9 protein-coding genes and 2 pseudogenes are annotated in these 14,826 nt (G+C 62.7%); 10 read left to right on the top strand and 1 reads right to left on the bottom strand.

Features of this window, described 5'->3' with window-relative positions:
- Positions 1–42: 42 nt before the first annotated feature.
- Positions 43–942 carry a LysR family transcriptional regulator ArgP gene (locus M1B34_RS26830; protein ID WP_123328643.1) on the bottom strand — a complete coding sequence of 300 codons (900 nt, stop codon included), beginning with the start codon at positions 940–942 and terminating at the stop codon, positions 43–45.
- 96 nt (positions 943–1,038) lie between these two features.
- Between M1B34_RS26830 and M1B34_RS26825 the strand changes: the two genes are divergently transcribed.
- From M1B34_RS26825 to M1B34_RS26780, 10 genes and pseudogenes are all read left to right on the top strand, one after another.
- The gene (locus M1B34_RS26825; protein WP_268266702.1) at positions 1,039–1,440 is read left to right on the top strand and encodes an ACT domain-containing protein; all 402 of its coding nucleotides are present in this window, start codon (positions 1,039–1,041) and stop codon (positions 1,438–1,440) included.
- 4 nt (positions 1,441–1,444) lie between these two features.
- Positions 1,445–2,047: a LysE/ArgO family amino acid transporter gene (locus M1B34_RS26820; RefSeq protein ID WP_123328645.1), complete on the top strand. Its 603-nt coding sequence runs from the start codon at positions 1,445–1,447 to the stop codon at positions 2,045–2,047.
- Between the two features lie 176 nt (positions 2,048–2,223).
- Positions 2,224–2,820, top strand: a complete 597-nt coding sequence (locus M1B34_RS26815; RefSeq protein WP_123328646.1) for a superoxide dismutase — start codon at positions 2,224–2,226, stop codon at positions 2,818–2,820.
- 304 nt (positions 2,821–3,124) lie between these two features.
- The gene (locus M1B34_RS26810; RefSeq protein ID WP_123328647.1) at positions 3,125–5,176 is read left to right on the top strand and encodes a putative bifunctional diguanylate cyclase/phosphodiesterase; all 2,052 of its coding nucleotides are present in this window, start codon (positions 3,125–3,127) and stop codon (positions 5,174–5,176) included.
- Between the two features lie 160 nt (positions 5,177–5,336).
- Positions 5,337–6,679 (top strand): annotated as a pseudogene (locus M1B34_RS26805) (imelysin family protein).
- 143 nt (positions 6,680–6,822) lie between these two features.
- Positions 6,823–8,250 carry a di-heme oxidoreductase family protein gene (locus M1B34_RS26800; RefSeq protein ID WP_268266701.1) on the top strand — a complete coding sequence of 476 codons (1,428 nt, stop codon included), beginning with the start codon at positions 6,823–6,825 and terminating at the stop codon, positions 8,248–8,250.
- Positions 8,251–8,282: 32 nt separating this feature from the next.
- Positions 8,283–9,347: an imelysin family protein gene (locus M1B34_RS26795; protein ID WP_123328650.1), complete on the top strand. Its 1,065-nt coding sequence runs from the start codon at positions 8,283–8,285 to the stop codon at positions 9,345–9,347.
- A gap of 2 nt (positions 9,348–9,349) precedes the next feature.
- Positions 9,350–10,447, top strand: a complete 1,098-nt coding sequence (locus tag M1B34_RS26790) for a DUF1513 domain-containing protein (RefSeq protein WP_268266711.1) — start codon at positions 9,350–9,352, stop codon at positions 10,445–10,447.
- Between the two features lie 134 nt (positions 10,448–10,581).
- Complete coding sequence (locus tag M1B34_RS26785; protein ID WP_123328651.1) at positions 10,582–11,733, top strand: efflux RND transporter periplasmic adaptor subunit; 1,152 nt, start codon at positions 10,582–10,584, stop codon at positions 11,731–11,733.
- Positions 11,734–11,746: 13 nt separating this feature from the next.
- Positions 11,747–14,801: pseudogene (locus M1B34_RS26780) on the top strand (multidrug efflux RND transporter permease subunit); the annotation flags it as partial.
- Positions 14,802–14,826: the final 25 nt, after the last annotated feature.

The raw sequence follows: 14,826 nt of genomic DNA, 5'->3' as shown, positions 1-14,826 counted from the left end.
AACGACCCGCAGACTCTTCATCGGCTGCATGCTGCTTGACGCTTATGGCTGCCCCCAGGGCACCAACCATTGCGCCGAGCAACGGGCCAGGTGCTCGGTCAACAACCCCAGCAGTTGACCGCCATTGCGCCAATGATGCCAGTACAGCGGCACATCGATCGGTTTATCCGGCAACAACTCCACCAGCCAGCCCCGTTCGAGTTGCTCGCGCACCTGCAATTCAGGCACCAGCCCCCAACCCAAGCCGGCTTCGGTCAAGCGAATAAAACCCTCGGACGACGGGCACAGGTGGTGCTCAAAACCACCTTCGACTCCCAGCGAGGCCAGGTAACGGTGTTGCAGGAAATCGTCAGGACCGAATACCAGCGCCGGGGTGCGGGCCAGTTCTTCGGCGCGAACGCCATGGGGAAAATGCCGGGCGATAAATGCCGGGCTGGCCAGGGCCCGATAACGCATGGCCCCCAGCAACTGGCTGCGACCGCCCGCCACCGGCCGCTCGCTGGCACAGACACAGGCCGCCACCTCGCCGGCACGCATGCGCTTGAGGCCCACGGTCTGGTCCTCCACCACCAGGTCCAGCAGCAGGTGATGCTCGGCACAGAAATCTCCCACCGCCGCCGCCCACCAGGTGGCCAGGCTGTCGGCGTTGAGGGCGATCCGCAGACGCTCCGGCAAGCCCTCTTCATCCAGGGCCGGCACCAGGCTTTGCAGGTCGCGCTCCAGCAGACGCACCTGCTGCACGTGGTTGAGCAAGCGTCGACCGATTTCCGTTGGTGCTGGTGGCGTCGCACGTATCAACACCGGCTGGCCGATGCGGGCCTCAAGCAATTTGATCCGCTGGGAAATCGCCGACTGAGACAGGCCCAGCACCTGCGCGGCACGTTCAAAGCCAGCCTGTTCGACGACGGCGGCCAAGGCGGAGAGCAATTTATAGTCGAACATCAGTTTTCCTAATGAGCGATCAGCAATATTGGTTTTTCTTATACAGGCTGCGCCCGGAAAATAGCCAGCATGCCTCTTCGCTCAAGGACCTTTTTCATGACCGGTGAAACCTCCCTCGCCACCCTGTTGCGCAGCATGAGCCCGCACCTCAACGACGGCGACTACGTATTCTGCTCGATTGCCCAACGCAGCCAGCTTGGGGACTGCGAACCCCTGGGCAGCTTTCGCGAACAGGAAGGGCTGACGGTGATCCTTGAACGCCAGCAGGCTGAACGCCTGGGGCTGGGCTTCGATTACGTGGCGGCGTGGATCACCCTCACGGTGCATTCGGCCCTGGACGCGGTCGGCCTCACCGCCGCCTTCGCCAGTGCCCTGGGAGACGCTGGAATCAGCTGCAACGTGGTCGCGGGCTATTACCACGATCACCTGTTTGTCGGCCGGGCCGACGCCCAGCGCGCCATGGGCGTGCTGCACAAACTGGCAACCCAAGGGGAATAGGCGCATGTGGCAAAGCTATGTAAACGGACTCTTGGTGGCGGCCGGCCTGATCATGGCCATCGGCACCCAAAACGCCTTTGTCCTGGCGCAAAGCCTGCGCCGGGAGCATCACCTGCCGGTGGCGGCGCTGTGCGTCACCTGCGACGCCTTGCTGGTGGCTGCCGGGGTATTCGGCCTGGCCACCTTGCTGGCGCAGAACCCGACCCTGCTGGCTGTGGCTCGCTGGGGCGGCTCGGCCTTCCTGATCTGGTACGGCACCCAGGCCCTGCGGCGCGCCTGCGCCCGGCAAAGCCTGGAGCAAGGGGCCCAGCAGAAGGTGCGTTCATTGCGCGCGGTATTGCTCAGTGCCTTGGCGGTGACGCTGCTCAACCCTCACGTGTACCTGGACACGGTATTGCTGATCGGCTCCCTGGGCGCCCAACAGACTGAACCCGGTGCTTATGTGATGGGCGCCGCCAGCGCTTCCCTGCTGTGGTTTTTCACCCTGGCCCTCGGCGCGGCGTGGTTGGCACCCTGGTTGGCTCGGCCTGGCACTTGGCGGGTTCTCGACCTGTTGGTGGCGGTCATGATGTTCAGCGTCGCCTACCAACTCATCAGCGCTCCATGAGTTATTCCAAAAGGCTCTGGAACCTCTATCCCACACAGTTGTTGCGTGGTTAAGCCGCACCCCCGGTGCTATGATCCGGTCCCTGCGCCGCAAAGAGTACAAACTCCCCGGCGCTTGTTTGGCCGCCCGTGATCGGCCTTGCGCTCACCGCAACTGACCTGATTAGGAGAATCATCATGGCTTTCGAATTGCCGCCGCTGCCTTATGCACACGATGCCCTGCAGCCGCACATCTCCAAGGAAACCTTGGAATTCCACCACGACAAACACCACAACACCTACGTCGTGAACCTGAACAACCTGGTGCCAGGCACCGAGTTCGAAGGCAAGACCCTGGAAGAGATCGTCAAGTCTTCTTCGGGCGGCATCTTCAACAACGCCGCTCAGGTCTGGAACCACACCTTCTACTGGAACTGCCTGGCGCCAAACGCCGGCGGTCAACCAACCGGCGCGCTCGCTGAAGCAATCAACGCAGCCTTCGGTTCGTTCGACAAGTTCAAGGAAGAGTTCACCAAGACTTCCGTCGGCACCTTCGGTTCCGGTTGGGGCTGGCTGGTGAAAAAGGCTGACGGTTCCCTGGCCCTGGCCAGCACCATCGGCGCCGGCAACCCGCTGACCAGCGGCGACACCCCGCTGCTGACCTGCGACGTCTGGGAACACGCTTACTACATCGACTACCGCAACGTTCGTCCTAAATACGTCGAAGCGTTCTGGAACCTGGTCAACTGGAAATTCGTGGCTGAGCAGTTCGAAGGCAAGACCTTCGTCGCCTAAGCCCGTTTGCAGTGTAAAAAACCCGGCCTGTCCGGGTTTTTTTTCGCCTGTGGCCCAGCCGATTTCTTGCTCCGCCGCACTGGCGCGCTAACATCATTTTCGGGTAAAAGTTAAGCCCCAGCCCTCAAGTTACAGGGCTTGTTTACCGACACACTACCAGCAGGCGTAATTGTTCTTGATCGGAACACCCCAGCCAAGCCTGCCGGCGATAGACCCCGGCCATGATTGTCTCTTTACGGCCAAGACGGGAATGCCAATACTGATGGCACTTTGACGCTACGCGCACGGAACAAGGAATAGCCCTTTGAAGCTGGAACTCAAAAACAGCTTGTCGGTGAAGTTGCTCCGGGTTGTGCTGCTGTCGGCACTGATCGTGGGCGTGGTCCTGAGCTGCGCACAGATCGTTTTCGATGCCTATAAGACTCGGCAGGCAGTGGCCAACGATGCCCAGCGCATCCTCGATATGTTTCGCGACCCCTCGACACAAGCCGTCTACAGCCTGGACCGCGAGATGGGCATGCAAGTCATTGAAGGCCTGTTCCAGGACGACGCCGTGCGCATGGCGTCCATCGGTCATCCCAACGAAACCATGCTTGCGGAGAAAAGCCGCGACCTGCAGAACTCCCCCAGCCGCTGGCTGACCGACCTGATTCTTGGCCAGGAACGCACCTTCACCACCCAGTTGGTCGGCCGTGGCCCCTACAGCGAGTACTACGGCGACCTGAGCATCACCCTCGACACCGCCACTTACGGCCAGGGTTTTATCGTCAACTCGGTGATCATTTTCATCTCGGGTGTGCTGCGCGCCCTGGCCATGGGCCTGGTGCTGTACCTGGTCTATCACTGGTTGCTGACCAAACCGCTGTCGCGAATCATCGAGCACCTGACCGACATCAACCCCGACCGTCCCAGCGAACACCAGATTCCTTTGCTCAAGGGCCATGAAAAAAACGAACTGGGGCTCTGGATCAACACCGCCAACCAGTTGCTGGCCTCCATCGAGCGCAACACCCACCTGCGCCACGAAGCGGAAAACAGCCTGCTGCGCATGGCCCAGTACGACTTCCTCACTGGCTTGCCAAACCGCCAGCAATTGCAGCAACAGCTGGACAAGATCCTGGTGGACGCCGGCCGCCTGCAACGCCGAGTAGCGGTGCTCTGTGTCGGCCTGGACGACTTCAAGGGCATCAACGAACAGTTCAGTTACCAGACCGGTGACCAACTGCTGCTGGCCCTGGCCGACCGCCTGCGTGCCCACAGCGGCCGCCTGGGTGCACTGGCCCGCCTGGGGGGCGACCAGTTCGCCCTGGTCCAGGCCGACATTGAACAACCCTACGAAGCAGCGGAACTGGCGCAGAGCATTCTCGACGACCTGGAGGCGGCGTTCGCCCTCGATCACCAACAGATCCGCCTGCGCGCCACCATCGGCATCACCTTGTTCCCGGAAGACGGCGACAGCACCGAAAAGCTGCTGCAGAAAGCCGAACAGACCATGACCCTGGCCAAGACCCGTTCGCGCAATCGCTATCAGTTCTACATCGCCAGCGTGGACAGCGAAATGCGCCGCCGCCGCGAGCTGGAGAAGGACCTGCGCGACGCCCTGGCCAAGGAGCAGTTCTACCTGGTCTATCAGCCGCAGATCAGCTACCGCGATCACCGGGTGGTGGGCGTCGAAGCGCTGATCCGCTGGCAGCACCCGGAACACGGTCTGGTGCCACCGGACCTGTTCATTCCCCTGGCCGAACAGAACGGCACCATCATCGCCATCGGCGAGTGGGTGCTGGACCAGGCCTGCCGCCAGCTGCGCGAATGGCATGACCTGGGCTTCAGCGACCTGCGCATGGCGGTCAACCTGTCCACCGTGCAACTGCACCACGCCGAGCTGCCGCGAGTGGTCAACAACCTGATGCAGATGTACCGCCTGCCGCCCCGCAGCCTGGAGCTGGAAGTCACCGAAACCGGCCTGATGGACGACATCAGCACGGCCGCCCAGCATCTGCTCAGTCTGCGTCGCTCCGGGGCGCTGATTGCCATCGATGACTTCGGCACCGGCTATTCATCCCTGAGTTACCTCAAGAGCCTGCCCCTGGACAAAATCAAGATCGACAAGAGTTTCGTCCAGGACCTGCTGGACGATGATGACGATGCGACCATCGTCCGGGCCATCATCCAACTGGGCAAAAGCCTGGGCATGCAGGTCATCGCCGAAGGCGTGGAAACCGCCGAGCAAGAGGCCTACATCATCTCCGAGGGCTGCCACGAGGGTCAGGGCTACCACTACAGCAAACCCCTGCCGGCACGTGAGTTGAGCGCCTACCTGAAACACGCCCAGCGCAGCAACGCGGCGATCCTCTGAAGCGGCCTCGGCACCGGCCCCACTGACCCAGCGCAATCAACCTGTGAATAAGAAATATTTACAGGTACAACCCTTTACACCTAATGCAAATCTTTCGCATTATGTTGCAGTTTTGCGCGCCCCCGCGCCCGTCTACCCCTCTCGAAGCAGGATGTTCGCCATGATTCGTATGCCTCTGGCTACCGCCAGTCTGTTGGCCATCGCTATTTCCCTCGCCGGTTGCGGCGAAGGCAAAGACAAGGCTGCCGCACCGCAAGCGCCAACCCCAGCTGCCAGCACGGCTGCTCCTGCGGCGGCTGCCAATGCCGGCAAAGTCGACGAAGCCGCCGCCAAGGCCGTGGTCGCGCATTACGCCGACATGGTCTTCGCCGTCTACAGCGATGCCGAATCCACTGCGAAAACCCTGCAAACCGCAGTCGACGCCTTCCTTGCCAAGCCCAATGACGAAACCCTGAAAGCCGCCAAGGCGCCTGGGTCGCTGCACGCGTGCCTTACCTGCAGAGCGAAGTGTTCCGTTTCGGCAACACCATCATTGATGACTGGGAAGGTCAGGTGAACGCCTGGCCGCTGGACGAAGGCCTGATCGACTACGTCGACAAGTCCTACGAACACGCCCTGGGCAACCCGGGTGCCACCGCCAACATCATCGCCAACACTGAAGTACAGGTCGGCGAAGACAAGGTCGACGTCAAAGACATCACCCCGGAAAAACTCGCCAGCCTCAATGAGCTGGGCGGTTCCGAGGCCAACGTCGCCACCGGCTACCACGCCATCGAATTCCTGCTCTGGGGCCAAGACCTCAACGGCACCGGCCCAGGCGCCGGCGCTCGTCCTGCGTCCGACTACCTGGAAGGCGCCGGCGCTACCGGTGGCCACAACGAACGTCGTCGTGCCTACCTGAAAGCCGTGACCCAACTGCTGGTCACCGACCTGGAAGAAATGGTCGGCAACTGGAAGCCCAACGTGGCTGACAACTACCGCGCCACCCTGGAAGCCGAACCGGCTGAAACCGGCCTGCGCAAAATGCTCTTCGGCATGGGCAGCCTCTCCCTGGGCGAACTGGCGGGCGAGCGGATGAAAGTATCCCTGGAAGCCAACTCGCCGGAAGACGAGCAGGACTGCTTCAGCGACAACACCCACAACTCGCACTTCTACGACGCCAAGGGCGTGCGTAACGTCTACCTGGGCGAATACACCCGCGTCGACGGCACCAAGCTGACCGGCGCCAGCCTGTCGTCCCTGGTGGCCAAGGCCGACCCGGCCGCCGACGCGGCCCTCAAGGCCGATCTGGAAGCCACCGAAGCCAAGATCCAGGTCATGGTCGATCACGCCAACAAGGGTGAGCACTACGACCAGTTGATCGCCGCCGGCAACACCGCTGGCAACCAGATCGTGCGCGACGCCATCGCCTCCCTGGTGAAGCAGACCGGCTCGATCGAGCAGGCTGCCGGCAAGCTGGGCATCAGCGACCTGAACCCGGACAACGCCGATCACGAATTCTGATCGCTGCGTCTGTGTAAAAAGGCGGCCTGATGGCCGCCTTTTTTATTTGCCCTGCATCAAACCAAACGATAATTCCTCTTATTCAATCCCCCCTGCCCTGTTAGACTTTGCGCCCTTGTTTTGCTCGTCTTGCAGGATGTCCGATGCCCCCGCTGCTGCTTCGCTGCACCGCACTCTTCATGGCCCTGGGCCTGAGTGCCTGCGATGATGCCCCGCGCTTTACCCAGGCCGAACCGGGTGAAGCCCGCTCGGGCGGTGCAGCGACCGTGCGCAAGACCGACCAGAATGCTTATTCCCTGCCTTCCGCCAACCTGTCGCCGACCCGGCGCCTGGACTTCAGCGTGGGTAACAGCTTCTTCCGCAGCCCCTGGGTGATCGCCCCGTCCACCACCACCGCCCGCGATGGCCTGGGCCCGTTGTTCAACACCAATGCCTGCCAGAACTGCCATGTCAAAGACGGCCGCGGCCATCCACCGGCACCGGATGCGGAAAACGCCGTGTCGATGCTGGTGCGCCTGTCGATCCCCGATGCCCCGCCGTACGCCAAGGTCATCGAGCAGATGGGCGTAGTCCCGGAACCGGTCTACGGCGGGCAGCTGCAGGACATGGCCGTGCCCGGCGTGGCCCCGGAAGGCAAGGTGCGAGTCGACTATGAGCCGCTGCCCGTGCGCTTCAAGGATGGCACCCTGGTGGAGTTGCGCAAACCGCGGCTGCAGATCACCCAACTGGGCTACGGACCGATGCACCCCGAGACGCAATTCTCTGCCAGGGTGGCGCCGCCGATGATCGGCCTGGGGTTGCTGGAAGCCATTCCCGAGGCGGCGATCCTGGCCAATGCCGCCGAGCAGGGCAAAGACAAAAATGGCATTGCCGGCCGGCCGAACTGGGTCTGGGACGATGCCCAGGCCAAAACCGTACTCGGGCGTTTTGGCTGGAAAGCCGGGCAACCCAACCTCAATCAACAAAATGTTCACGCGTTCTCTGGTGATATGGGCCTGACCACCGGCCTGAGACCCTTTGATGATTGCACCGACACCCAGACCGCCTGTAAGCACGCCCCCAATGGCAACGGCCCGGACGGCGAACCGGAGGTCAGCGAGAACATCCTGCGCCTGGTGCTGTTCTACACCCGTAACCTGGCCGTTCCCGCACGCCGCGACGTGGGCGCCGAGCAGGTCCTGGCCGGCAAGAACCTGTTCTACCAGGCCGGTTGCCAATCCTGTCACACGCCACAATTCACCACCGCGGCCGATGCTGCGGAACCTGAACTGGCCAATCAAGTGATTCGCCCCTACAGCGACCTGCTGTTGCATGACATGGGCGAAGGACTGGCCGACCACCGCAGCGAATTCAAGGCCGGCGGCCGCGACTGGCGCACCCCGCCGTTGTGGGGCATCGGCCTGAGCGAAACGGTCAGTGGCCACAGCCAGTTCCTGCATGACGGCCGCGCCCGCAACCTGCTCGAAGCCGTGCTCTGGCACGGCGGCGAAGCCCAAGCGGCGCAGCAACAGGTATTAACCTTCAATGCCCAACAGCGCGCTGCGTTGCTGGCATTCCTGAATTCTCTATAAACACCTTCTCTAAAAGAAACGGGAGCCCGAACATGTTCCGCCCCAAACTGCTCTTCACCAGCCTTGCCGCCATCGCCCTGGGCGCCTGCTCGCCCCAGGACCCACAAGCCGTGACGTCTGCCGCCATCGCCAAACAAGTGATCCTGCCGACGTACAGCCGCTGGGTCGACGCCGACCGCCAACTGGCCATCAGCGCCCTGGCGTTCTGCGAAGGCAAAGAGAACCTGGACACCGCCCGTGCCGACTTCCTCCACGCGCAAAAAGCCTGGGCTGAGTTGCAGCCGCTGTTGATCGGCCCGCTGGCCGAGGGCAACCGCGCTTGGCAGGTGCAGTTCTGGCCGGACAAAAAGAACCTGGTGGGCCGTCAGGTCGAACAGCTGGTCACCGCCAGCCCGCAGATCGACGCCGCTGCCCTGGCCAAGTCCAGTGTTGTGGTGCAGGGCCTCTCGGCCTACGAATACATCCTGTTCGACGCCAAGGTCGACATGGCCAACAGCGAGCAGAAAGCCCGCTATTGCCCCCTGCTGACCGCCATTGGCGAACGTCAGAAGCAACTGGCCGAGGAAATCCTCTCCAGCTGGAACACCAACGACGGCATGCTGGCGCAGATGAGCAAGTTCCCCAACCAGCGCTACGCCGACTCCCACGAAGCGATTGCCGACCTGCTGCGGGTCCAGGTCACCGCCCTGGACACCCTGAAGAAAAAGCTCGGCACCCCGATGGGTCGCCAGAGCAAGGGCATTCCCCAGCCATTCCAGGCCGATGCCTGGCGTAGCCAGTCGTCCCTGCAAAGCCTGGAAGCCAGCCTCAGCGCGGCGCAAACCGTCTGGGCCGGGGTCGACAACAAAGGCCTGCGCGGCCTGTTGCCGGCTGAGCAAAAGCCGTTGGCCGAGAAGATCGACGCCGCCTATGCCGCGTCCCTCAAACTGTTCGCCAGCAGCCAGCGCTCCCTGAGTGAAATGCTCAACGACGACGCCGGGCGCCAGCAACTCAATGACCTCTACGACAGCCTCAACGTGGTCCACCGCCTGCATGAAGGCGAACTGGCCAAGGCGCTGGGCATTCAACTGGGCTTCAACGCCAACGACGGTGACTGATGATGCTGCGACGTCAGGCTTTGGCACTGGGCAGCCTGCTGCTCAGCGCCGTGACCTTGGGTGGCTGGACGCTGTTCAAGCAAAAGGACAAGCCGCCGGTACTGCTGTCGGCCAGGGATGATGGGGACGGCAAGCATTACGCCGTCGGTTATCAACTGGACGGCAAACAGCTGTTTGCCACCCAGGTCGGCCAACGTTGCCACGACATCATCAACCACCCGAGCTTGCCGATTGCCCTGTTCGTCGCCCGCCGCCCGGGCACCGAAAGCTACCTGATCGACCTGCGTGACGGCCGCTTGCTGCAAACCCTGGTGTCCCGGCCCAACCGGCACTTCTACGGGCATGCGGTGATCCACAAGAGCGGCGACTGGCTGTACGCCACCGAGAACGACACCCTGGATCCCGGCCGCGGCCTGCTCGGGGTGTACCGGTTCGAAGGCGAGCGCCTGGTGCATGATAGCGAGATCTCGACCCACGGCATCGGGCCCCACCAAGTGTCGTGGATGCCCGACGGCGAGACCCTGGTGGTGGCCAACGGCGGTATCCGTACCGAAGCCGAAAGCCGGGTAGAGATGAACCTCAACGCCATGGAGCCGAGCCTGGTGCTGATGCAGCGCGACGGCACCCTGCTGAGCAAGGAAACCCTGGCCCAGCAGATGAACAGCGTGCGCCACATGGGCATTGCCAGCGACGGCACCATCGTCACCGGCCAGCAGTTCATGGGCGCCGCCCATGAGCCCTCCGAGTTGCTGGCCATCAAACGCCCCGGCCAGCCTTTCGTGGCCTTTCCGGTGGCCGAGCATCAGCTACAAGCCATGGGGCACTACACCGCCAGTGTCGCGGTGCACAGCGAACTGCGCCTGGTGGCCCTGACGGCTCCCCGGGGCAACCGCTTTTTCATCTGGGACCTGGACAGCGGCGAGGTGCGCCTGGACGCCCCTCTGCCCGACTGTGCGGGCGTTGGCGCGGTGGCCGATGGCTTCGTGGTGACCTCCGGGCAAGGGCGTTGCCGCTTCTACGACTGCCGCCAGAAACAGCTTGTAGCAAAACCCCTGGACCTGCCCGCAGGCCTTTGGGACAACCATCTGCATTTGATCTAGAGTCGCGCCCTTCGCCGCGCCGGCGAAGGGCGTACGGATGGCCGGATAGCCATCTGGAACAGCCCTGCAAGTCGGAGTAATGTTCCCGGCTACCGCGCTTGTCTTTCCCGGCTTTTTCTCCAAGGAAACGGAATATGCTGCGTCGCCGCATGCTGATCATGTTGGGCATTGTCTTGTTGGTCGTGCTGTTGCTGGCCGGCTACAAGGCGTTCTCCATCTACCAGATGGTCCAGATGTTCTCGGTGCCCAAGCCGCCGATCAGCGTTGCCGTGGCGACGGCCAACGAGCAGCCCTGGCAGGAACGTCTGCCCAGTGTCGGCACCCTCAAGGCCCTGCAAGGGGTCAACCTCAGCCTGGAAGTGGCTGGCACGGTGAAGGACCTGCAGTTCCAGTCCGGGCAGAAGGTCAAGGCCGGGCAACCTTTGCTGCAACTGGACAACGCCGTGGAAAGCGCCCTGCTGGAAACGGCCCAGGCCGACCTCGGCCTGGCCCAGCTGGACTATGGGCGCGGCAGCCAACTGGTGGGTAGCCAGGCCATTTCCAAAGGCGAGTTCGACCGACTCTCGGCGCAACTGCAAAAGAACAAGGCCACGGTCAACCAACTCAAGGCGTCCTTGGCCAAGAAGCGCATCCTCGCGCCCTTCAGCGGCACCATCGGCATTCGCCAGGTGGACGTCGGCGACTACCTGGCCAGCGGCACGGTGGTCGCCACCCTGCAGGACCTGAGCAGCCTTTACCTGGACTTCTACGTACCGGAACAATCGGTGCCCGCCATCAGCCTCGGCCAAGCCGTACAGATCAGCGTCTCCGCCTACCCGGGCGAGCACTTCACCGGCAACATCAGCGCGATCAACCCCAAGGTCGAGAGCACCACCCGCAACGTGCTGGTTCGCGCCACCCTGGCCAACCCCGACAGCAAGCTGCTGCCAGGCATGTTCGCCGACCTGCAAGTGCTGCTGGCCAACCCCAAGAACCGTGTGGTGCTGCCGGAAAGCACCATCACCTACACCCTCTATGGCAACTCGGTGTATGTGGTGGCGCAGAAGAAGGCCGCTGACGGCAGCCTGGAGAAGGACGACAAGGGCCAGCCGATCCTGATCGCCGAACGGCGCTTCGTCGACACCGGCGAACGCCGCAGCGGCCTGGTGCTGATCAACAAGGGCGTGGCTCAGGGCGAGCAAGTGGTCAGCGCCGGCCAGATCAAACTGGACAATGGCGCACACATCGCCATCAGCCCGGACAAATTGCTGCCAGCCCCACAGAACAGCCCGCCTCGCGCTGACTGATCAAGGAACCCCCATGGCCTTTACCGATCCGTTCATTCGCCGCCCGGTGCTCGCTACCGTGGTCAGCCTGTTGATTGTCCTGCTGGGCTTCCAGGCCTGGAGCAAGCTGCCCCTGCGCCAGTACCCGCAAATGGAAAACGCCCTGATCACGGTGACCACCGCCTACCCCGGGGCCAACGCCGAGACCATCCAGGGCTACATCACCCAACCCATGCAGCAGAGCCTGGCCAGCGCCGAAGGCATCGACTACATGACCTCGGTCAGCCGGCAAAACTTCTCGGTGATTTCGATCTACGCGCGGATCGGCTCCAACAGCGACCGGCTGTTCACCGAATTGCTGGCCAAGGCCAACGAGGTCAAGAACCAGTTGCCCCAGCAAGCCGAAGACCCGGTGCTGAGCAAAGAAGCCGCAGACGCCTCGGCGCTGATGTACATCAGTTTCTACAGCCAGGAATTGAACAACCCGCAGATCACCGACTACCTGTCACGGGTCATCCAGCCCAAGCTGGCCACCCTGCCCGGTATGGCCGAGGCGGAGATCCTCGGCAACCAGGTGTTCGCCATGCGCCTCTGGCTGGACCCGGTCAAGCTCGCCGGCTTCGGTCTCAGTGCCAGCGACGTGACCAACGCGGTGCGCCAGTACAACTTCCTCTCGGCCGCCGGCGAGGTGAAGGGCGAATACGTGGTCACCAGCATCAACGCCAACACCGAACTCAAGTCGGCCGAAGCCTTTGCCGCCATTCCAGTGAAGGTCGAGGGTGACAGCAGGGTCCTGCTCAGTGACGTGGCGCGGGTGGAAATGGGCGCTGAAAGCTACAACGCCATCAGCTCCTTTGGCGGCATCCCCTCGGTGTACATCGGGATCAAGGCGACCCCGGGCGCCAACCCGCTGGACGTGATCAAGGAAGTACGCAAGATCATGCCGCAGCTGGAAGCCCAGTTGCCGCCCAACCTCAAATCGGAAATCGCCTACGACGCCACCCTGTTTATCCAGGCCTCCATCGACGAAGTGGTCAAGACCCTGTTCGAAGCGGTGTTGATCGTCATCGTCGTGGTTTTCCTGTTCCTCGGCGCCCTGCGCTCGGTGGTGATCCCGGTGATCACCATTCCGCTGTCGATGATTGGTGTGATGTTCTTCATGCAGTTGATGGGCTACTCGATCAACCTCCTGACCCTGCTGGCGATGGTGTTGGCCATCGGCCTGGTGGTGGACGATGCCATCGTGGTGGTGGAGAACATCCACCGGCACATCGAAGAGGGCAAGACGCCGTTCGATGCCGCCATCGAGGGCGCCCGGGAAATCGCCATGCCGGTGGTGTCCATGACCATCACCCTGGCAGCGGTCTACGCGCCCATTGGCTTTCTCCAAGGCCTGACCGGGGCACTGTTCAAGGAGTTTGCCCTGACCCTGGCCGGGGCCGTGGTGATCTCCGGGATCGTCGCCCTGACCCTGTCGCCGATGATGTGTGCGCTGTTACTGCGCCATGACGAAAACCCCAGCGGCCTGGCCTATCGCCTCGACCAGATTTTCGAAGGCCTCAAGCGACGCTACCAGCGCATGCTCCACGGCACCCTCAACACCCGCCCGGTGGTGCTGGTGTTTGCACTCATCGTGCTGTGCCTGATTCCGCTGCTGCTCAAGTTCACCAAGTCTGAGCTGGCCCCCGATGAAGACCAGGGCATCATTTTCATGATGGCCAGTGCGCCCCAGCCCACCAACCTGGACTACCTCAACGCCTACACCGATGAGTTCCTGACGATCTTCAAAGAGTTCCCCGAGTACTACTCGTCGTTCCAGATCAACGGCTTCAACGGCGTGCAATCGGGCATCGGCGGCTTCCTGCTCAAGCCCTGGAACGAGCGCAGCCAGACCCAGATGCAGATCCTGCCCAAGGTGCAAAGCAAACTCGACGGCATCGCCGGGCTGCAGGTCTTCGGCTTCAACCTGCCGTCCCTGCCCGGCACCGGCGAAGGCCTGCCGTTCGCCTTCGTGATCAACACCCCCGACGGGTACGAGGCGCTGCTGGAGGTGGCCAACCGAATCAAGGCGCGGGCCATGGAGTCCGGCAAGTTCGCCTTCGTCGACCTCGACCTGGCCTTCGACAAACCCGAAGTGGTGGTGGACATCGACCGGGCCAAAGCGGCGCAGATGGGCGTGTCGATGGAAGACCTGGGCGGCACCCTGGCGACCCTGCTGGGGGAGGCGGAGATCAACCGCTTCACCATCGACGGGCGCAGCTACAAGGTCATCGCCCAGGTCGAGCGCGCCTACCGCGACAACCCTGACTGGCTGAACAACTACTACGTGAAAAACAACCGGGGCGAAGCCTTGCCGCTGTCGACCCTGATCAAGGTCAGCGACCGCGCCCGGCCGCGACAGTTGAACCAGTTCCAGCAGCTCAACGCCGCCACCCTCTCCGGTGTGCCCCTGGTGAGCATGGGCGAGGCCATCGAGACCGTACGCCAGATCGCCCGGGAAGAAGCCCCGGCCGGCTATGCCTTCGACTACGCCAGCGCCAGTCGCCAATTCGTCCAGGAAGGCAGTGCCTTGTGGGTGACCTTCGGCCTGGCCCTGGCGATCATCTTCCTGGTGCTGGCTGCGCAGTTCGAGAGCTTCCGTGACCCGTTGGTGATCCTGGTGACGGTGCCGCTGTCGATCTGCGGGGCCTTGATCCCGCTGTTTCTCGGCTGGTCGAGCATGAACATCTACACCCAGGTGGGCCTGGTGACGCTGATCGGCCTGATCAGCAAACACGGGATCCTGATCGTCGAGTTCGCCAACCAGTTGCGCCAGAGCAAGGGCCTGAGCGCCCGAGAGGCCGTGGAAGAAGCGGCCGCCATCCGCCTGCGCCCGGTGTTGATGACCACCGCCGCCATGGTCTTTGGCATGGTGCCGTTGATCCTGGCCACCGGCGCCGGCGCCGTCAGTCGCTTTGACATCGGCATGGTGATCGCCACGGGGATGTCCATCGGCACCCTGTTCACCCTGTTCGTGCTGCCCTGCATTTACACCCTGCTGTCCAAGGCCGAACGCTGATCCCCGGGCAAAAGAAAAGGCCTCGCAATGCGAGGCCTTTCGGTCTGTGGGCTGTG

Origin of the sequence: Pseudomonas morbosilactucae (assembly GCF_023241715.1) — a bacterium.
Classification (GTDB): domain Bacteria; phylum Pseudomonadota; class Gammaproteobacteria; order Pseudomonadales; family Pseudomonadaceae; genus Aquipseudomonas; species Aquipseudomonas morbosilactucae.
Note: the sequence above shows the minus strand (reverse complement) of the source record. Positions and strands in the feature narration are given on the sequence as shown.